Annotated in this window: 26 protein-coding genes; 20 read left to right on the top strand and 6 right to left on the bottom strand. The window is 62.6% G+C overall.

The annotated features are described in order from the left end of the window. Positions 1-2 precede the first annotated feature (2 nt). Entirely contained in the window at positions 3-1,652 is a 1,650-nt protein-coding gene (locus ABUA09_RS06795) for a sensor histidine kinase (protein WP_279202830.1), read from the top strand. Between the two features lie 27 nt (positions 1,653-1,679). Further along, a complete protein-coding gene (locus tag ABUA09_RS06800) occupies positions 1,680-2,837 on the top strand; it encodes a DUF975 family protein (protein ID WP_075705300.1) in 1,158 nt (385 codons plus the stop codon). Between the two features lie 116 nt (positions 2,838-2,953). Here the strand turns inward: ABUA09_RS06800 and ABUA09_RS06805 are convergent, their stop codons facing one another. The 5 genes from ABUA09_RS06805 to ABUA09_RS06825 form a co-directional block, all read right to left on the bottom strand. Continuing rightward, positions 2,954-3,547, bottom strand: a complete 594-nt coding sequence (locus ABUA09_RS06805; protein WP_033117482.1) for an SGNH/GDSL hydrolase family protein — start codon at positions 3,545-3,547, stop codon at positions 2,954-2,956. A gap of 22 nt (positions 3,548-3,569) precedes the next feature. After that, complete coding sequence (locus ABUA09_RS06810; RefSeq protein WP_195608347.1) at positions 3,570-4,277, bottom strand: M15 family metallopeptidase; 708 nt, start codon at positions 4,275-4,277, stop codon at positions 3,570-3,572. Next, a complete protein-coding gene (locus ABUA09_RS06815; protein WP_216522328.1) occupies positions 4,270-4,989 on the bottom strand; it encodes a GNAT family N-acetyltransferase in 720 nt (239 codons plus the stop codon). Before ABUA09_RS06815 ends, ABUA09_RS06810 begins: the two co-directional genes overlap by 8 nt. A gap of 103 nt (positions 4,990-5,092) precedes the next feature. After that, entirely contained in the window at positions 5,093-6,793 is a 1,701-nt protein-coding gene (locus ABUA09_RS06820) for an ammonium transporter (protein ID WP_349949228.1), read from the bottom strand. A gap of 533 nt (positions 6,794-7,326) precedes the next feature. Beyond that, complete coding sequence (locus ABUA09_RS06825; RefSeq protein WP_279202835.1) at positions 7,327-7,704, bottom strand: helix-turn-helix domain-containing protein; 378 nt, start codon at positions 7,702-7,704, stop codon at positions 7,327-7,329. A 154-nt stretch (positions 7,705-7,858) separates the two neighbouring features. Between ABUA09_RS06825 and ABUA09_RS06830 the strand changes: the two genes are divergently transcribed. After that, positions 7,859-8,098, top strand: coding sequence for a hypothetical protein (locus tag ABUA09_RS06830; protein ID WP_279202836.1), 240 nt, complete (start codon positions 7,859-7,861; stop codon positions 8,096-8,098). A 108-nt stretch (positions 8,099-8,206) separates the two neighbouring features. Here ABUA09_RS06830 and ABUA09_RS06835 read toward each other — a convergent pair whose 3' ends face one another. Beyond that, positions 8,207-8,593, bottom strand: a complete 387-nt coding sequence (locus tag ABUA09_RS06835; protein ID WP_349949229.1) for a hypothetical protein — start codon at positions 8,591-8,593, stop codon at positions 8,207-8,209. A gap of 64 nt (positions 8,594-8,657) precedes the next feature. Here ABUA09_RS06835 and ABUA09_RS06840 point away from each other — a divergent pair, with 64 nt between their 5' ends. From ABUA09_RS06840 to ABUA09_RS06920, 17 genes are all read left to right on the top strand, one after another. Continuing rightward, a complete protein-coding gene (locus ABUA09_RS06840; RefSeq protein ID WP_279202838.1) occupies positions 8,658-8,927 on the top strand; it encodes a hypothetical protein in 270 nt (89 codons plus the stop codon). Positions 8,928-8,939: 12 nt separating this feature from the next. Next, entirely contained in the window at positions 8,940-9,341 is a 402-nt protein-coding gene (locus ABUA09_RS06845) for a hypothetical protein (protein WP_279202840.1), read from the top strand. A gap of 93 nt (positions 9,342-9,434) precedes the next feature. Further along, positions 9,435-9,650, top strand: a complete 216-nt coding sequence (locus ABUA09_RS06850) for a hypothetical protein (protein WP_178625661.1) — start codon at positions 9,435-9,437, stop codon at positions 9,648-9,650. After that, entirely contained in the window at positions 9,647-11,674 is a 2,028-nt protein-coding gene (locus tag ABUA09_RS06855; protein ID WP_349949230.1) for a TnsB C-terminal domain-containing protein, read from the top strand. The genes ABUA09_RS06850 and ABUA09_RS06855 overlap by 4 nt, the downstream gene beginning before the upstream one ends. Before the next feature lie 40 nt (positions 11,675-11,714). Then, on the top strand, positions 11,715-12,032 hold the full coding sequence (locus ABUA09_RS06860) for a hypothetical protein (protein ID WP_279202846.1): 318 nt from the start codon (positions 11,715-11,717) through the stop codon (positions 12,030-12,032). Positions 12,033-12,044: 12 nt separating this feature from the next. Further along, the gene (locus ABUA09_RS06865; protein WP_279202848.1) at positions 12,045-12,227 is read left to right on the top strand and encodes a hypothetical protein; all 183 of its coding nucleotides are present in this window, start codon (positions 12,045-12,047) and stop codon (positions 12,225-12,227) included. A gap of 86 nt (positions 12,228-12,313) precedes the next feature. Further along, a complete protein-coding gene (locus tag ABUA09_RS06870; protein WP_238075192.1) occupies positions 12,314-13,261 on the top strand; it encodes an AAA family ATPase in 948 nt (315 codons plus the stop codon). A gap of 13 nt (positions 13,262-13,274) precedes the next feature. Beyond that, complete coding sequence (locus tag ABUA09_RS06875) at positions 13,275-13,442, top strand: hypothetical protein (protein WP_279202851.1); 168 nt, start codon at positions 13,275-13,277, stop codon at positions 13,440-13,442. 1 nt (position 13,443) lies between these two features. Next, a complete protein-coding gene (locus tag ABUA09_RS06880) occupies positions 13,444-13,782 on the top strand; it encodes a VVA0879 family protein (protein ID WP_279202853.1) in 339 nt (112 codons plus the stop codon). Next, positions 13,776-13,925 (top strand): hypothetical protein, encoded by a 150-nt coding sequence (locus tag ABUA09_RS06885; RefSeq protein ID WP_154666605.1) that lies wholly within the window; start codon positions 13,776-13,778, stop codon positions 13,923-13,925. The genes ABUA09_RS06880 and ABUA09_RS06885 overlap by 7 nt, the downstream gene beginning before the upstream one ends. A 13-nt stretch (positions 13,926-13,938) precedes the next feature. Beyond that, positions 13,939-14,454 carry a host-nuclease inhibitor Gam family protein gene (locus ABUA09_RS06890; RefSeq protein ID WP_279202855.1) on the top strand — a complete coding sequence of 172 codons (516 nt, stop codon included), beginning with the start codon at positions 13,939-13,941 and terminating at the stop codon, positions 14,452-14,454. Positions 14,455-14,483: 29 nt separating this feature from the next. Continuing rightward, positions 14,484-14,924, top strand: a complete 441-nt coding sequence (locus ABUA09_RS06895; protein WP_279202857.1) for a phage protein GemA/Gp16 family protein — start codon at positions 14,484-14,486, stop codon at positions 14,922-14,924. Next, positions 14,905-15,198, top strand: a complete 294-nt coding sequence (locus tag ABUA09_RS06900) for a Mor transcription activator family protein (protein ID WP_279202859.1) — start codon at positions 14,905-14,907, stop codon at positions 15,196-15,198. Before ABUA09_RS06895 ends, ABUA09_RS06900 begins: the two co-directional genes overlap by 20 nt. 127 nt (positions 15,199-15,325) lie before the next feature. Beyond that, complete coding sequence (locus ABUA09_RS06905; protein ID WP_349949231.1) at positions 15,326-15,622, top strand: hypothetical protein; 297 nt, start codon at positions 15,326-15,328, stop codon at positions 15,620-15,622. Positions 15,623-15,643: 21 nt separating this feature from the next. Continuing rightward, positions 15,644-15,961 carry a hypothetical protein gene (locus ABUA09_RS06910; protein WP_238075203.1) on the top strand — a complete coding sequence of 106 codons (318 nt, stop codon included), beginning with the start codon at positions 15,644-15,646 and terminating at the stop codon, positions 15,959-15,961. 2 nt (positions 15,962-15,963) lie between these two features. Next, on the top strand, positions 15,964-16,533 hold the full coding sequence (locus tag ABUA09_RS06915) for a phage protein Gp27 family protein (protein ID WP_279202863.1): 570 nt from the start codon (positions 15,964-15,966) through the stop codon (positions 16,531-16,533). Then, a complete protein-coding gene (locus ABUA09_RS06920) occupies positions 16,523-17,053 on the top strand; it encodes a transcription termination/antitermination NusG family protein (RefSeq protein WP_349949232.1) in 531 nt (176 codons plus the stop codon). Before ABUA09_RS06915 ends, ABUA09_RS06920 begins: the two co-directional genes overlap by 11 nt. Positions 17,054-17,084 lie beyond the last annotated feature (31 nt).

The raw sequence follows: 17,084 nt of genomic DNA on the forward strand, positions 1-17,084 counted from the left end.
CGATGCGCAAGCTGTTCTGGACCGTTTTTCTGCGGACGGCGGCGGTTTTTCTGGCCTTTTGGGCACTGATGGCGGGTGTGATCTCCTTCCGCAGTCTGGACGCCCGGGAGGCCTCTCTGCGTGCAGAGATCCGCGAGACCCTGGACTGGAACCTCATGAACTGCCAGCTGGTGCTGGAGGGGACGGCGGCGGCTGTGGAAAAGCCCGCCCTGCTCGCCGACCGGATGCCCGCCTGCTCCCCCGTCGCCGGCTCTATGGGCGTCTTTCGCATCTACGATTTGGATGGGACGGAGCTTGCCCGCAGCCCCCTTACCTCCGGCTATTTCTCCCTGCCCGGCACCGGAGTCTACGACTACTTCCTCCATTTTGATCCGGTCCTCACCGATGACGAACAGCTCGCCCTGGCCCGCCTGCTCCGCGCCGATAAGGACCTCTGCGCCTTTTATGGGGCGGAGGGCGGCCTCTATGGAGAGGGCGATGTGGACAGACCGGGGCTCTATGGCGAGGTCACCGGCGTGGTGGAGCACAATGTGGTCTACCCACAAAAGCTGGTGTACTACTTTGCCGACGGCCCTCTCACCCTTCTCGACACCGACAGCGCCTATTTTGAAGGCAAGACCCTCACCACCCTTGCCTTTGACGCCGCCCGGCTGCAGTCCCCCCTCATCTGGAGCGATGATCCGCCGGAGCTGGCTCTGCAACTCTTCCGGCAGGCTCAGGCCCGTGTGGACAGTCTGGTGGGCAGCCGCGGGCCGTCCGCCAGCTGGGTCGGCGCCGTGGAAGGCGGCGCAGGCTACGCCCACTGCGGTATAGTGGCCCCCTACGACAATCTGATTTCCGCCTACGGCGCGGCCTACCCTCCCCTGCGTCTGGCCACCCACGGCCTCGGACTGCTCTATGGGAGCACCTTCTTCTTTGCCCTGCTCCTGGCTGTTCTGGTGGCCCGGTCTCAGTCCCGCTCCCTCCAGCGGGAGCGGGACCTCACCAACGCCGTGGCTCACGAACTCAAGACCCCGCTGGCCCTGGTGCGCTCCTATGCCGAGGGGCTCAGCGAGGACATCGCCCCGGAAAAGCGGGAGGAATATCTCTCCGTCATCGTGGAGGAGTCGGACCGGATGGCCGCCCTGGTGGGCTCCCTCCTGGACCTCTCCCGGCTGGAGTCGGGGCGTGCCCGGTTCCAGCCCGTTCCGGTGGCGCTGGACCAGGTGGTGCGGGACGTGCTCCGTCCTCTGGAGCACCCAGCCCGTAAAAAGGGGATCACCCTCTCCCTGACGCTGGAGCCCTGCACCCTGTCCGGGGACCGGGAACAGCTCACCCGGCTGGTCGGCAACCTGGCCTCCAACGCCCTGCGCCACTGCGCTCCCGGGGGCGAGGTGCGCTTCCTGCTCCGTGTGGAAAAGGGCAGCGCCCTTCTCCGGGTGGAAAACGACGGAGACCCCATTCCCCCAGAGGTCCTGCCCCGGCTCTTCGAGCCCTTTTACAAGGCGGACCCTGCCCGGACCCGGACCCAAGGCGGCACCGGGCTGGGGCTTGCCCTGGTGCAGGAGATCACCGCTCTTCACGGCGGGCGGTGCGGCGCGGACTCCCTTGCCTCCGGTGCGGCCTTCTGGTGCACGTTTCCCATTTGCCAAGCGCCCGATTCCATGGTATGATATCTCTATCAGAAGGAGGTAGATCCCGTGGAATACGACCGCGTTCGCATTAAGCTGGCGGCCAAGGCCGCCGTCCGCCAGGGCTCTCCCCGCCCCTGGCTGGTCACGCTGATCTATCTGCTCCTTACACAGGCCCTGGTCTCCGCAGTTTCCACGGCCGCCACGCTTCCGGTCACCCTTGCCGCCGGGGCCAATCTTGCCATACGGGGCCATGGCGGCCACATCAGCCGCGGGGCTACGTCCGCCGCCTCCGGGCTCTTCCTGGCGGTGATGGTCTTCCTCTACCTCCTGGCTATGCTGTTCACCCTGGTCATGCAGACCGGCTATCTCCACTACACCATGCGGCTCTGGAGGGGCCGCCGCACCGAGATCAAGGACCTCTTTTTCGGCTTTCACCTGGCCGGGCGGATCATCTGCCTGTCCCTGCTGCTCTTTCTGCTCAGTTTTTTGTGGACCGTGGTCTCTCTGGCGGTTCTGGTCCCATTTTCCCTGCTGGCCGTCTGGCTGGACAGCCAGCTTCTTGCGCTCCTCCTCCTCCCGGCCACTGTACTGAGCATGGCCCTCCTCTATAACCGTCTGCTGCGGTACGCCCTCTCCTACTATCTCCTGCTGGACCATCCCGATTGGAGGGCCCTGGACTGCATCCATGAGAGCAAGCGCCTAATGACGGGCCGCCGCTGGTCCCTTCTTCTTCTGTCTCTGTCTTTTTTGGGCTGGGCCCTGCTGGTGGCCGCCATCATCCTGGCGGTTTACCTGTTGGGCGGCTTTGCCATCTTCTTTTTCTTCCAGGTGAGCCGTGGGGGCTTTGCCGCCCTTCCGGTGCGTGTCTTCGGCATGTTCCTCCCCCTGCTCCTGGCCGCGGCCGCCCTGCTGTGCAGCGCCCCGCTGCTCCTGTGGCTCACCGCCTACATGGGCACGGCCTTTGCCGGTTTCTACGACTGCGCCGCCGGCACTTCTCCCGCCCCCGTGGATGAGTCCGCTCCGCCGGCGCCTGTCGAGACCTACTGCCGGGTGGGCGGGCCCGACAAGGCATCCGTCCCTCACTACTACTATTCCGGCGCCCCGGCCGGGGAACCGCCCCGCCGGGTCCCCGGCCCGCCTCCGTCTCCCCATGAGCCGGAACTTCCCCCCGGCTTCTACACCGGTTTTCTCCATAAGGACCCCCCGGAAGACGGAGCGCCTTAAAATAAGCGGATAGGGGGCCCGCTCAGATCACCTGGGCGGGCCCCCTTTGCTTCAGGGTTATAAAAAACGGTGCGGCTCTTCCGGGCTGTCTGCCTATTCCGATATGCAGACAAGTCCTAGCGGTCCATCTGTCGGAGCACCAGGGGCAGGACCAGCTCGGCTACCCGCTGTTCCGCCGCGGCGGAGAGGTGGCGCTTCGGGGTCGTCCGCTCGTTGAACCAGCGCTCCGGGTCGCCCAGGAAGGGCGTATAGAGGTCTACGAAGGGGATCCTCAACTGATCGCAGAGGCTGGCGAGCGACTCGTTCCAAATGGGTAGCCGGGCCTGCACATCCCGCCCGGCCACCTCCTCTGAGAACCAGGGGATTCCCAGCAGAATGAGGGGTATACCGGCTTCCCCCGCCTGGTCCAGCACGTCGGAGACCTCGGAGAGGAATTCGCCCAGAGGGACCTCCAGCTTCTTGGCGTCGTTGGTGCCGAAGCCCAGCACGCACAGGTCAGCGCCCTTGGTGGCGGCGTCGAAGTGTTCCATGGCGAAATCCGCCTGGATGCCGGGGTGTCCCTCGTTTTTCACCGCCACGTCCCTGCCCCGATCCCGCAGAAGTGCCTCCAGGCGGGCAGGCCAGGCGTCCTCCAAGGGGCCCGCCGTGCCGGTGTCCCCCAGATAATACCTCGTGTTGGAATCTCCAAAGGCTACGATCTGATACGACATTTCTCCTTCTCCTCTCTTTTGCTCACCCGTCGCACTCCGGGCAGAATCCGTAGATGGGGACACCTTTCTTCTGTCGGGCCCACTGGCGGTCTCCATAGGAATAGTGCCACCACTCACAGCCGTAGTTGACAAAGCCTGCCGCCTCCATCACATGGAACAAGAGCCGCCGCTGGTCCCGCACCGTCTCCCTCCCACCGTCCGTCCGTTCAAACCAGTCGGTGTGAGCCTGACTGGTGAGGTTGTCAAACCCGGTACCCATATCCATGGGCGTTCCATCCAGACACAGCGTCAGATCCACCGCGCCGCCGGTGGTATGGGGCGCGGGCCGGTCCAGCCGCTTGACCGGCCTGGCCACATAGTCCTCCAGTATGAGCTCCAGTTCCGCCACTGAGATGCCCGGGCGTTCCTCCTGAATGACCGCTTTGAACTGGTCATAGATGGCCCGCTGTACCCGCAGGGGGCGCAGCCCATCAAAAATCAACAGGGAGTATCGCTTCGGCAGCATCGCAAGCACGCGCCGGAGCCGCTCCCACACCCCCTGCCGCACCCAGCAGCGGTCCAGCGCGCCGTCCAAGCCTTGGCTCAGATAAGACGCCCCGTAGAGGATTCGGGGCGTCCGCTCGGTAATATCTACCAGAGGCTCGCCGCACTCCTCGATGGGGGGCACCAAATCCCACCCCCGGTCATCATAGGGCGGGATCGGCTTCCAAAAATGTTCCAGCTCATCCATGCTTCACGGTCACCTCGAACCATTTGGAATATGCCCGTTCCTCTGCAAAGCCGCTCTCGCGGTAGAGGCGGAGTGCCGGCGTGTTGGAGCTGGCTACCTGCAGAAAACAGCTCTGAAAGCCCAGTTCGGCCAGCCGGTCCATAGCGGAGAGCAAGAGCTCCCGGCCCAGCCCATGGCCCCGGAAGCCCGGCCGAAGGGCAATGCCCTCGATCTCCGGCTCATGTCCGGCCAACGCCAGCTCATAGACGCCCACCGCCTTGCCCTCAAAGAGAAAAAAACCGCAGTCATGATCTTCGTCCAGACAGGTTTCCAGCTCCTCCGGACCATAGGTCGCGGAATTGGGCACATCAAAAAATCCCTCGTTATAGATTTTGAGCCATGCTTCGCCCTCTGCGGGGAGGAGCGGTTCCAGCACAGCCAATCCTACAGGCCTGGGCCGCATTTCTCCCAGCCCCCGGCGCAGGAGCAGCATATCGTGTACATGGGTCAGCCTGCACCGCCCCAGTTTCCCCTCATGCAGGGGTGCGCCTGGATCAGTGGAGGCAACATAGACCCGACGGGCCCCTGCGGAAAACAGCGCACCGGCCTCCCGTTCCAGCACATAGGCCAACTCGTCCGGCGGGCATCTGCGAACGGCAAGATACCCCTTGCCCTTGGGTGCGATCTCCGTAGCGAAGCGCACTACCTCTACATCCCCACCGGGTTGCTTCATCTTCTCTCAGTCCTTTCGTGCGTCTTATTTTATCACAGCACGGTCTCCTGCGCAATGGGAGGGCGGAGGTCATATGACCTCCGCCCTCCCATCAGCAGACTGTTTAGTCCCCTTGGAGCGCATCGTAGCCTTCCTCCCCGGTGCGGACCTTGACTACGCTCTCCACATCATAAATAAAGATCTTTCCGTCTCCAATATGTCCCGTAAACAGCGCCCGTTTGGCTGCAGAGATCACTTCACTCACTGGAACCTTGGAAACCACAATATCGACCTGCACTTTGGGCAATAGATTCATGGACATTTCTACGCCGCGATAGTATTCAGTCTTTCCTTTTTGTATGCCACAGCCCAAGACCTGAGTAACGGTCATACCCGTCACACCGATATCATTCATGGCGCTCTTTAGTTCTTCAAAACGGGCCTGATTACAGATGATGGTGACTTTCGAAAGCTTTACATCAGAGGCGGATATCTCCGCCTTCGCATCGGATACCACCTGGACCGGAATAGCCTTGTCCATTTCTGCGGCTCCGGATCCGGCAGGTGCTGGAATGCCATTCGTACCCGAGATACCATTCACGCTGGTGGCCGGCATAAAGTCGGCATAGGCGGAGACCAGACCGTGTTCCTGGATGTCCAATCCCTCAATCTCCTCCTGAGCAGAGGCGCGCAGCCCAATGGTATGTTTGATGACTTGGAACACGATCGTCATAGTGACCACCACCCAGGCAATGACGAAAAAGACACCCAGACATTGGGTCATCAGGAAGGCCGTGCCGCCCCCATAGAGCAGGCCACCGTTCAGAGCGAAAAATCCGGTGAGTATAGTGCCCATCGCCCCGCATACGCCGTGGACCGAGATTGCGCCCACAGGATCGTCGATTTTGGCCACCTTGTCAAAAAATCCGATGGCCAGCGGCATTACGATACCGGCACAGATGCCGATCGCCGCCGCCCCGCTGATCGAGACCATATCGCACCCTGCGGTAATGGCCACCAGTCCGCCCAGGGCCGCGTTGAAGGTCATGGATACGTCAGGCTTCCCATAGCGCAGCCAAGTAAAGACCATGGTAGTGACGCAGGCTACCGCTGCTGCCATGTTGGTGGTGCAGAAGATAGATCCAGCCAAAAGCATGGTCTCATCCCCTTCCATCCCCACGGTGGAACAGCCGTTGAAGCCAAACCAGCAAAACCAGAGGATAAAGACTCCTAGGGCAGCTATGGAGAGGTTGTGTCCCAGAATGGCCCGGGGCTTGCCATCCTTACCGTACTTTCCGATCCGGGGCCCCAGGATCTTGGCGCCCACACAGGCGGCCACACCGCCCACCATATGGACGGCCGTAGACCCTGCAAAGTCGTGGAACCCAATCTGCGCCAGCCAGCCGCCGCCCCAGATCCAGTGGCCAGAGATCGGGTAAATCACCAGAGAGATCACTGCCGAGTAAATACAGTAGGAGATGAACTTCGTCCGTTCCGCCATAGCCCCGGAGACGATGGTGGCGGCAGTGGCGCAAAAGACTGTCTGAAAAATAAAGAACGCCAAGATCGGGACCCCTGCAGGAAGGATTGCTGTATAATCACCCCGTACCAATGGGTCGAAGCTCCCAATCAGAGCACCTGTGCCACCAAACATAATCCCAAACCCAACCAGCCAGAAAGCGGGGGTTCCGATACAGAAATCCATAAGATTCTTCATAAGGATATTACCGGTGTTTTTGCTACGGGTAAAGCCGGCCTCGCACATAGCGAATCCAGCCTGCATAAAAAAGACCATCGCTGCTCCGAGCAGCACCCAGATTGTCACGTAACAGAATCCGTGTCAAAGAGAGGGATGGAAAAAGTGAGACCGGGAAAGGCCGGGAAAGCCAGTCATATCAAGGGAAACAGCGAACGAGCATGAGAAGGCCGCCACGACGGGGCCGCGCACTTTCTTCGTCAACGAGGACGGCGGCGCGGGGCTCATCGGGCGGCTTTTTGTATTCATAACGCTTCGCAACGGCAGCGTTTAACGGCGGGCGTTATGGGCGTTATTTCGATGTTGCAAACGGCGGGAGGCATTGGAAACACTGGGTTTTCCGCGTCGGGCGCGAGCGAGCCGGCCACGGCAGTGCGGGGCGCAGAAATAACGCGGAGGTGCGCCGGGTGCGCCGGGGGGTGCGCCGAGGCTGGAAAAAGCCCGGAGCCCCTGCAAACACAGGGATTTTGGGCAAAACCAAGAGGGAGGGTCAGCCGCAACGACAGCGGCGGCCCTCCCCTTTTTATGCTCTTTTTTATGCAAAATAATGAATAACATTCATTTTTATTCATCGCGCCCGGGGAGCAGAACGAGGTGCGTTATCACGCCCGTTTCAAACCGCGTCCATCGGCGTGATCCGCGTCACCGGAGCCCTCCAATCTCTCGTAGATCTTACCCAGGATAATAGCCTGTCCTGGCTTATCAAGCTGATCCCAGAGGGCTCCGATCTCCAGGCCCTCATCGCTGATTCCGCAGACATCCCCTCGCGTGTCTTTTGAGGGGTCGTCCCCGGTGAGAAGGTATTCGGGAGAACACCCCAGAAATTCGCATATGCGCATTACAAATTTTGCGGGTGGGTCAGTATTTCTTTTCTTCCATGTAGTTACTGTGGTTGGCCCTATGCCAAGAAATGCCGCAAGTTCTTCTTGCTTGCCGCGCTGATCCCCTATTAAGGAAAACATCCGCTCACAAATTGTCATAGATAGCCTCCGCAAATTACGCATTTGCACTTGACAAATTCGCAAATGCAAACTATACTCAAACTGTCCCTAAATTATTACAGCGGGGACAAGCAGAGTATACCACAAGGGAAGTACCTAAAACAAGACAAAAAGAGCCGAAAGGAGGGCGAAGATGGTACGAGTACAGGAGCTGACGGTGGGAGAGGTGTACCGGAACCGGAATGGGTGGGACTACTTGTGCCTGGAGAACGCGGGACCAGGGGTGGTGGTGCTGGAGCGGGTGAGCGACGGCTGGACGCTGCTGGCGCACGGCATCTGCGTGTACGAGGACGGGAGCATCGAGTGGGACTGGTCCACTTGGGGCCACTGGCCCGATGGCAGGCCGAGAAAGAAGGAGAAGCACGATGTTTGAATTGCCAGAGTACTTCGGGAAGTTTTTGAGCGGTCTGAGCCTGGGCCTGGGTATTGCGAGCTTGATCTTCTCCTTCCTCCGGCGGAAGTAAACGGGCCTCATTTCTTCCTAAATGAACCAGCTAGCAATCCCGATTATGATGCCCACCACCGCAAGCCCGCGGCTGATCCAATTCTCGCGCTCTGTTGCTGACCGTGTATCCAGGTTATCTTGCCTGATCGCTTGAGTATCACTGGAGATACTGCTTAAAGCATCGCAAAAGGACTTTCGCATATCTTCCATCTGTTTCGTCAGGCTTTCCCGTTCCTCCGGTTTGAGGCTCTTAATCTCAGAGAGGTCAATCCTGGGAATGGCGCTGGACCAGTGATCAGAGGCGGAAGAAGCGCCAACCCCGTCCAGATAGGGCGCGGCCCCCTCCACATGAGGGCCAAGCCCATCTGTACGGGCACCTATTCCATCTACCTGGGCGCCGATCTTATTTTTCGAGCCGAACATCATCATCACCTCCCCTCTGGGGAGAGCATAGCACAAAGAAACAGCAAAAGGAAGGGGCCGGGAGATGGCGGGGAAAAAGCGGGGGCGGCCACGTAAGGCGCGGACGTATGCGGGGCGGCCGGCGGCGGTGTCGCTGTGCTGGTACTGCCGGAACGCGGTGCCGAGCCCGGAGACGGGGGCTGGGTGCAGCTGGAGCGAGCGGCCCCACGAGCCGGTGAGGGGGTGGGTAGCGGAGCGGCGGGACCTCCAGATCCAGAAGGAAGGCCGCAGGCACCAGACCTGCGGCGTGGAGAGCTACCGGGTGCTGGCGTGCCCGGAATTTGAAAAAGGATAAGGAGCGTAACACATGACCATTACATGTATCGTCATCATCATTATCGCAGCCCTCTTCGGGCTGGGTCTCGCGGCTTTTCTGTTCTATGTATGGATAGACCTTGAATCTACCGCGTTCTGTATCGCCGGGATCATCACTGCGGCGGTCACCATTGCCATCTGCTTCGGAATTGGCTGGTGGCAGTTGAATTCGGAGAGCGGGCGGCGTGCGCTGAAGGACCAGCAGGCCGAATTGAACGGCGGGATCGAGCGGACGGTATCGGTGTATGACATCAATGGTGATCTGATTGAGCAGTACACAGGCCGCTTTGACATCGAAACGGATCGGGAAAGCTACATTTTGTTCGATGACGAGGCCGGGAAGCGGCACATGATCTACTACACGACCGGGACCGTCATCATAGACGAAAATTAGCCCAGGCAGGGCAAGGCCCAGTCCCGTGCAAGCCGGGACCGCCCCTTCGGAAGAGGGGGCGCGGCGCTCATTCCTGCGGAAGGAGGCAGCAGTATGAAAGCAAAAAGTGAGTTTGGGCTGGAGGTATCGGTGTTCTGCGCACGGTACGGCCTGAGCCTGAAGGAGCTGGCGGCGGAGGCGGGGACACCCTATGACAGCCTGCGGGCGGCGTGCGAGGGCCGGCGGGCCGGGCACGTGACCAAGGCGGCGGTGCGGCCAGTGATGGAACGATATGAGGCGGCGGCCGGCAAGAAAGGCAGGGGCGCATGATGGAGGAGTACATCAGCACCGGCATGGTGTCCCAACTCACCGGCGAGGCACCACAGCGCATCCGTGAGAAAGCTGCCAATGGCACATATATCATCCAGCGCCAGCGGAGCGCCTTGGGCGGCGGCAACAGCGGGGAGAGCTACCAGATCGCGGTGTCGAGCCTGCCGGCGGAGGCGCAGATCCGGTACCTGCTGCGGACGGGGGCGCTGGGCGGCCAGGGGGCGGAGGCGGACCTTACGGCCTACCGTGAGAAGTACGGGGAGGCGGGCATCCAGGAGCTGCTGGCGCGGCAGCGGGCGGCGGAGGCGGGGATCGCCATCCGCAGGCTGCAGAAGAAGGGCTGCGTGGAGCAGCTGAAGGGGCTGGCGGCGGAGCAGGGCACGACGGTGCGTAGCCTGTACCGCTGGATGGACGGGTACGAGAGCCAGGGCCTGGCGGGCCTGATGCGGACGGTAGTCCGCAAGGACACGGGCCGGTGGCGGAGCATCTGCCCGGCGGCCTACGCCTATGCCTACGGGCTGTACATGACGCAGGTGAAGCGGAAGAAGACGGTGGTGCACCAGATGGTGCTGGAGCGGGCGCGGAAGCTGGGCCCGGAGGCATGCGGGGACTGCATGTACCGGGAGGGCTCGGCGGCCCGGGCAGCGCTGGAGGCGCAGGGCGAGGTGAACCACTACCCTCCCTGCCCCTTCCCCACCGGGGCGGGCCTGCTGGTGCCGGAGTGCCGGCAGACGATGGACCGGATCCTGGGCGCGATCCCGAAGGACGAGCTCACGCTGGCGCGGCGGGGGAAGAAGGCGCTGAAGGACGACTGCATGCCGATGGCGATCCGTGCCAAGCCGGAGCAGGTGAACGAGGTATGGTTCGGAGACCACCACCAGATGGACTGCTTCGTGCTGGACGAGGAGGGCAAGGCGGTACGTCCGTGGCTGACGATGTGGTACGACGCAGCGTCGGGGTTCCCTGTTGGCTGGGTGCTGTGCAAGAAGCCGAACACGCAGACGATCATCGCGGCGTTCAACAACGCGGTGCTGTACAAGAAGGCCAGCCCAAGCCACGGGCTGCCGCGGATGGTGTATGTGGACAACGGCAAGGACTACCGGGGGAAGCTGTTCGAGACGGGGTACCAGACGGAGGTGAGCCTGGGGCGGCTGAACGAGTCCATCGACACGTGCTCAGTGCTGCAGCTGCTGCACATCGAGGTGACCCACGCGCTGCCCTACCAGGGCTGGTCGAAGCCGGTGGAGCGGTTTTTCGGGACCATCGAGAACCTGTACATCCGGGAGGCCCCCGGCTGGTGCGGGGACAGCCCGGAGGAGCGGCCGGAGGACTTCAGCCGCCAGCTGCGGCTGATGACGGAGCGGGGCCAGCTGTGGACAATGGACCAGTTGTTCGAGTACCTGCGGGACACGGTGTTCCCGGCGTACTGGAGCCGGCCCCACGAGGGGTACGGCGGGCGGAGACCGCTGGAGCTGTATGAGAGCCTGCCCCGGGCGCGGGAGGACGAGCCCAGCGCGGAGCTGCTTGGGGTGCTGAAGAACAAGAAGCAGACCCGGAAGATCGGCCAGCAGGGCGTCCGGCTGAACAATGAAATCTACTGGGACGACGCCATGATCGGCCACGCGGGCGAGGAGGTAACGGTGCTGTACGACGAGGAGGACCTGAGCACCATCACGGTGATCCTGAAGGGCCGGACGCTGTGCGAGGCATCGGTCCACGAACGGATGCAGATGGTGGGCGAGGACCCGGAGGTGGTGGCGGCGCACCAGGCAAAGCAGAAGGGATACGTCAAGGGCGTGGCGGAGCGGATCAAGCGGGCCAGCCGGTACCAGTTCGCCTTGGAGGTGGACGAGAAGCGGAGCCGGGGGACCTACACGACGCTGGAATACGAGAAGGCGGCCCGGGGCCGTAAGGCGAAGCGGGCGGAGCTGGCGGAGCCGAAGGACGAGGGCCCGGACCTCATGCGGGAGAAGCTGCGGGCCAGCGGGGATATGGTGCTGCGGCGGCTGCATGAGCGGCAATAATGCGCGTCATCCTTGTCAAAAAAACGGAGGAGGGAGTCAGATGTTGAACGTGGCGAGAGCGGTCCGGCCTCCTGCGCCGGGGGTGCTGGACGCGGAATGGAGACCTGTCGGGATGCCGCTGCGGCTGCGGGATCACCCGCGGAACGTGCGGGCGGAGGCCCAGCAGCGGGCGCGGGCCCGGCGGAAGATCTTCCAAAGGGTATGCTCAGGCTTAATGGGACTGTCCTTTCTGCTGCTGATCGGGTTCACGGGCGGCGTGGAGCAGGGCGGGCACCTGGTGGCGGGGGCCATCGGTATGGGGCTGAGCTTGGCCGGCTTTGCCCTGTTCGGGACGCTGGCCGGGATCGTCCAGTGGTAGGAGGCGAAGCACATGGAAAAGTTGATCCAACTATGCCCGTTCCGGGTAGCAAGCGTGACAGAGCAGTTCCTGACTCAGCCAGGAAGCTACACCCGAACAACGTTTGAGACCTGCCTGAAAGAGAAATGCCCGGCCTACGAGCTGAGCTACGCAGACAATGGTGACCGCGTGGAGCGGTGCAAGCGGTTGAAATAAGGCCCAAGGCCCAGTCCCGTGGAAGCCGGGACCGCCCCCTTCGGGGGGCGCGGCGCTGACAGCCGGAACGAAAGGAGCGCTGAAAAATGGTACGAGGAAATCTGGCGGAGGAGCTGCTGAAGCTGCGGGAGGAGGAAGGGATCTCTTTCCAGGAGGCAGGGGCCCGGTCCGGGATTGCGCGGAGCACGATCAGCCAAGTGGTCAACCAGGGACTGCGGCTGAAGCCGAACCAGGAGGAAAGCCTGTGGCGTGTGATCGAGGAGGTGCGCGGGGTAAAGGAGCGGCTGGATACCGAGCCGGTGCCGCCGGTGCCCACGGGCTATAAGACGGAGATAGAGCTGTACGAGACGGCGGAGTTCCGGGAGGCCATGGGCTGGTGCTCCTACGTGTACAGCAAGCGGAAGATGGGGGTTTTGGTGGGTCATCCCGGCAGCGGGAAGACCACGATCCTGCGGCACTTCGCAGAAGCGCAGCCCGGCGTGCTGTACGTCGAAGCGTGGCATACGATGCGGATTGGGGACCTGCTGCGGAGCATCGGGGAAGCCATTGGGGTCAGTCTGAAGGGGACCAACTACCAGAACACCCAGGCGCTGATCGCCGGACTGCGGGACCGCGGGGACCTGCTGATCGCCATTGACGAGGCGGAGTACCTGTGCCGGAACAATGTGGATAAGTTTGAGGTGCTGCGTAAGATCTGGGACAACACGGGCACGCCGATCATCCTGTGCGGGACGCCCGCGGTGGAGCGGCTGCTGACCGTCGGGCGGCACGGGGAGAACCTGGCGCAGCTGTACCGGCGGAAGGTGGAGCTGAAGCTGAACGGGATCGGGCAGGCGGAGGCACGGCGGATCCTGCAGGAGTACCGTGTGGAGGCAGATGCAGCGGCGGCCCTGGCGGCCATCGCCGCGGATGTGAAGCACGGGGGCATGGGTACGTTCGTGGAGATCCTGGAGCTATGCCTGGAGGCTGCCGAGGGCGGGCCCATCACGGCAGAGATCCTGAAGAGCGCCAAGAAGTACAAGCTGATGTATTGAGGAGGCGAACGGTATGCGTGTGGTGCTGGTAGGGTATCTGCTGGTGACGGCCCTGTTCTACTGCTACACAGGGGCCGTGTGCATTGGGAAGCGGCATGCGCCGGGGGCGGGTACACTGGGGCTTGCACTGGGCGTCCTGGGCGGCGGGCTGATCTGGGCTGCGGTTATGGGGGTGGTGTGAGATGGTAAAGCAGACGCTGGCAGAATGGCGCGCGGAAGGAATCCGTCGGTTTGGGAAGGATCCTGCAAACTGGGCGTTTCGGTGCCCGGCGTGTGGTCGTGAGTTCCGCATACAGGAGTTCCTTGAACTGGGGGCGGGACCCAACGATGCCATCCAGAACTGCATCGGGCGGTTCAACGGACACATGCGGCCACCGAATCAGGCCGACGACGGCCTGGGTTGCGACTGGGCAGCCTATGGACTTTTCCAGACACTGGGCAAGGGCCGAGTAGTCATCGCCGAAGACGGGTCTGAAGTGCCGGTATTCGACTTCGCGCCGGGGGGCGCGGCAGAATGCTGACCATCGTAGTGAAAGTAGACGCGCCGGCAGAGGACGCCCAAGGCGTCAAGGAGGACGTCGCCATCCTGCTGGAGCCGCTGGGCGACGTCCGGGTGCTGTCCGTCCGGGCAGAGACGCCGGAGCAATACCGATTTGATCTATAGGAGGAAACAGATTATGGCACGGAAACGGGTAGAAGAAGTGATCGCGGAGTTTGAGAGTTGGGACGATGTGAACCAGGCTCTGGGCACCATCGGGGACAACCAGCGGATGGTGGAGGGCTTTGAGGCGGAGATGCAGGAAAAGATCGACGCGGCGAAGGCAGAGGCGGAAGCGAAGAGCCGGATCTACCTGGAGGGAACGAAACGGCTGGAGGCGCAGATCTGCGCCTTCGCGGAGGCCCATCGGGACGATATGGACGGAAAGAAGAGCAAGACGCTGAATTTCGGGAGCGTGGGATTCCGGAAGAGTACGCGGATCACGCTGCCAAAGGCGCCGGCGAAGGTGGCGGAGATCGTGAGGCAGCTGCTGGAGCGCGGGATGAGCGACTGTGTGAAGCAGGCGGAGCCGAAGATCGACAAGGGCATCCTGGGAAAGTACCCGCCTGCGGACATCATCGCGGTGGGGGCCGGCGTAAAGGTGCTGGACACCTTCTGGTATGAGCCGGATCGGGAGAAACTGGAGCGGAACTGAGGGCGGCGATCCGGAAGGAGGCGAAACGAATGGGCATGACCGGAGGTACCCTGACGCCAAAGCAGCTGAAGTGCATCTATGCACTGGGGCGCGCGGGGTGCATGGACAGCGAGGAGCTGCACGGGGTGGTCTACACGGCGGCGAAAAAGGAGCACGTGTCGGAGCTGACAGTGGAGGAGGCCCGGCGGGTGATCGACCGGCTGAAGCTGCTGACGGGTGAGAAGCCGAAACGGGCAGCGGACCGGGCGACCAAAGGGCAGGTGCAGCTAATCTACTCCCTGGCGGAGCGGCTGGGGTGGAGCGAGGAGCCGAAGCGGCTGACGGCCTTTTTGGAGAAGCAGTATGGGATCTCCCATCCCTCCTTCCTGGACCGGCGGAGCACGAACAGCTGCATCGCGGCGCTGAAGGCCATGGCGGCCGGGGGCCGGGGTGAGCGGAAAGGAGGCGCCTGTGGGCAAGTGGACGGATAGTCTGACCATTGAGATGCTGCCGGAGCAGTACCAGCCGCTGGCTGAGATCCTGGGCGTACAGCCGCTGCTGAAGCTGGCGGAGCAGTACGGAGGCGCCAGCCTGTACATCCCCAAGGTAGAGGCGCTTGTGAAGGCGCTGCGGGACAAGCGGATCCAGAAGGAGTACAATGGCTACAACGCCAAGGAGCTGGCCCAGAAATACGAGCTGAGCGTAAACTGGGTGCTGAATATCTGCAAGGACAACCCGCTGCCGGAGCAGCAGAGCCTGTTCTGAAAGGTTATTTCTGCAAAGTACTTTGTACAACTGCTTTGACTATATAGTTTGAGCGGAGCGAATTACAATCAATCCCGTGGAAGCCGATCCGGCCTCCACGGGATTTGTCTATTCAGGAGGGGGCAGCATGGCGGAGTGGGTACAGTGGATCATCCAGGTGGTGGCGTACGGCGTCATCTGCTTCCTGCTGAAGCGTGAGCTGGGCCAGATGGACCAGCAGCATAAGGACCTGCTGGAGCAGATCAAGGCGGTGGAGCGGGAGGCGAAGGCGGACACCCAGAAGGTGGAAGAGAAGCTGGACCGCTTCATCACGGAGCTGCCGTTCAAGTATACGCTGAAGGACGACTTCGTGCGGACGGTGGCGCGCATGGAGAACAAGCTGGACAAGATCCTGGACCGGCTGAACCCGGGGGATCACCCATAGAGAAGAGAAGGAGGAGTTAGGATGGCGGCCAATCTGACGGTGAACGCAAACAAGCGAATCAGGGGCAAGATCCTGATGCTGCTGTACAGTGTGGCGCCCGGGCCTGTGGAGGTGCGGACGATCACCAACAGCCTGCTGGACGCGGGCAGCATCAGTGTGCCGGACCTGGCGCGGCATGTGGACTACCTGGCGGGTAAGGGCTACGTGACCGTGATCGACGAGGAGGACGCGGAGAAGCTGCTGCGGGGCCAGGTCCCCGTGGATGCGTTTCTGAAGCTGACGCCCACAGGCATCGACCTGGTGGAGGGCACCATCGAGGACCTGGGCGTAGACGTCTGACCATGGGGGAGCAGAGAGAGCGCCAGCGGATCAAGTCCCGAGTGGACGAGTTCCCGGATGAGATCCGGGCCCAGATGGACGGGATGCTGGCGGATGTGAACTACACGTACCAGGAGATCGCGGACACTCTGACCGAGCAGGGCTATGAGATCAGCCGGAGCGCGGTGGGCCGGTATGCCATGCGGCACAACAGTGCTGCGCGGCGGCTGAAGGAAGCGCGGGAACAGACGACCGCCCTGCTGCAGCAAATCCGTGAGAACCAGGACGTAGAGAGCACGGAACTGGCGTCGGCCATCCTGATCGACGGGCTGACGCGGCGGATCGCCACGGCGGAGGAGGACTTTGACGCCCTGCCGCTGGACAAGGCGGGACGGCTGCTGGTACAGCTGCAGCGGAGCACGATCTACAAGGAGCGGTGGCGGAAGGAACGTCTGGCCGCCATCGAGTCGGTAGAGCGGAATGTGAAGGCGCGGATGCGCCAGATGGTGCAGGACGACCCGGACCTGCTGGAGCGGCTGCAGCAGCTGGTGAGCGAGGCAGCCGCGGAGGAGGCGGGACGGGATGAAGGCTGAGCCGAAGTGGTACGTAGCCCAGGTGCTGCCGGGCAGCGAAGCGGAAACGGCCCGCCGCCTGACGGAAGCGGGCATGGAGGCCATCGCGCCGGTTCAGGTGCTGCATGAACGGCGGCACGGTGTGTGGCGGCTGATGCGCCGCACGGTGTTTCCCGGCTACGTGTTCGTGCGTGTGGCGCTGATCCCCCGCACCTACTATCATATCCAGCGCCCGCCCCCGGTGGTGCGACTGCTGGGCGGGGCCGCCCCGGAGGCGGTGCCGGAAGAGGAAATGGCAGCCGTGCTGCTGTTCGCGCGGTCGGGCCGGGACTTCGGCGTCTCCTGCGGGGAGCGGAGCAACGGCGAGACCGTGATCACCTCGGGGCCGCTGACGGCCCTGCAGGAGCGGCTCGTAAAGGTGAACCCAAGGGGGCGCAGGGCAACGGTGGAGCTGACCGTCCTGGGCGAGGCCCGCCGGATCGAGGTGGGGCTCGTTTTGGGACGGGGCGCTCCCTGCGCCGGTACAGCCCCAGCGGAATAGGATCCCGGCAGCGCCGGCGCGCGGTTGATTC

The organism is Intestinimonas sp. RTP31139st1_F5_RTP31139_211217 (assembly GCF_040226735.1).
GTDB lineage: Bacteria > Bacillota > Clostridia > Oscillospirales > Oscillospiraceae > Intestinimonas > Intestinimonas butyriciproducens.

Excerpts from the sequence above, each read along its gene's own strand:
- ABUA09_RS06885 (WP_154666605.1), top strand. The coding sequence starts at position 13,776 with ATGCTGACCATCGTAGTGAAAGTAGACGCGCCGGCAGAGGACGCCCAA.
- ABUA09_RS06880 (WP_279202853.1), top strand. The coding sequence starts at position 13,444 with ATGGTAAAGCAGACGCTGGCAGAATGGCGCGCGGAAGGAATCCGTCGG.
- ABUA09_RS06860 (WP_279202846.1), top strand. The coding sequence starts at position 11,715 with ATGTTGAACGTGGCGAGAGCGGTCCGGCCTCCTGCGCCGGGGGTGCTG.
- ABUA09_RS06845 (WP_279202840.1), top strand. The coding sequence starts at position 8,940 with ATGACCATTACATGTATCGTCATCATCATTATCGCAGCCCTCTTCGGG.
- ABUA09_RS06795 (WP_279202830.1), top strand. The coding sequence starts at position 3 with ATGCGCAAGCTGTTCTGGACCGTTTTTCTGCGGACGGCGGCGGTTTTT.
- ABUA09_RS06850 (WP_178625661.1), top strand. The coding sequence starts at position 9,435 with ATGAAAGCAAAAAGTGAGTTTGGGCTGGAGGTATCGGTGTTCTGCGCA.
- ABUA09_RS06910 (WP_238075203.1), top strand. The coding sequence starts at position 15,644 with ATGGCGGCCAATCTGACGGTGAACGCAAACAAGCGAATCAGGGGCAAG.
- ABUA09_RS06835 (WP_349949229.1), bottom strand. The coding sequence starts at position 8,593 with ATGTTCGGCTCGAAAAATAAGATCGGCGCCCAGGTAGATGGAATAGGT.
- ABUA09_RS06855 (WP_349949230.1), top strand. The coding sequence starts at position 9,647 with ATGATGGAGGAGTACATCAGCACCGGCATGGTGTCCCAACTCACCGGC.
- ABUA09_RS06915 (WP_279202863.1), top strand. The coding sequence starts at position 15,964 with ATGGGGGAGCAGAGAGAGCGCCAGCGGATCAAGTCCCGAGTGGACGAG.
- ABUA09_RS06815 (WP_216522328.1), bottom strand. The coding sequence starts at position 4,989 with ATGAAGCAACCCGGTGGGGATGTAGAGGTAGTGCGCTTCGCTACGGAG.
- ABUA09_RS06805 (WP_033117482.1), bottom strand. The coding sequence starts at position 3,547 with ATGTCGTATCAGATCGTAGCCTTTGGAGATTCCAACACGAGGTATTAT.
- ABUA09_RS06890 (WP_279202855.1), top strand. The coding sequence starts at position 13,939 with ATGGCACGGAAACGGGTAGAAGAAGTGATCGCGGAGTTTGAGAGTTGG.
- ABUA09_RS06865 (WP_279202848.1), top strand. The coding sequence starts at position 12,045 with ATGGAAAAGTTGATCCAACTATGCCCGTTCCGGGTAGCAAGCGTGACA.
- ABUA09_RS06895 (WP_279202857.1), top strand. The coding sequence starts at position 14,484 with ATGGGCATGACCGGAGGTACCCTGACGCCAAAGCAGCTGAAGTGCATC.
- ABUA09_RS06920 (WP_349949232.1), top strand. The coding sequence starts at position 16,523 with ATGAAGGCTGAGCCGAAGTGGTACGTAGCCCAGGTGCTGCCGGGCAGC.
- ABUA09_RS06870 (WP_238075192.1), top strand. The coding sequence starts at position 12,314 with ATGGTACGAGGAAATCTGGCGGAGGAGCTGCTGAAGCTGCGGGAGGAG.
- ABUA09_RS06830 (WP_279202836.1), top strand. The coding sequence starts at position 7,859 with ATGGTACGAGTACAGGAGCTGACGGTGGGAGAGGTGTACCGGAACCGG.
- ABUA09_RS06810 (WP_195608347.1), bottom strand. The coding sequence starts at position 4,277 with ATGGATGAGCTGGAACATTTTTGGAAGCCGATCCCGCCCTATGATGAC.
- ABUA09_RS06875 (WP_279202851.1), top strand. The coding sequence starts at position 13,275 with ATGCGTGTGGTGCTGGTAGGGTATCTGCTGGTGACGGCCCTGTTCTAC.
- ABUA09_RS06825 (WP_279202835.1), bottom strand. The coding sequence starts at position 7,704 with ATGACAATTTGTGAGCGGATGTTTTCCTTAATAGGGGATCAGCGCGGC.
- ABUA09_RS06905 (WP_349949231.1), top strand. The coding sequence starts at position 15,326 with ATGGCGGAGTGGGTACAGTGGATCATCCAGGTGGTGGCGTACGGCGTC.
- ABUA09_RS06840 (WP_279202838.1), top strand. The coding sequence starts at position 8,658 with ATGGCGGGGAAAAAGCGGGGGCGGCCACGTAAGGCGCGGACGTATGCG.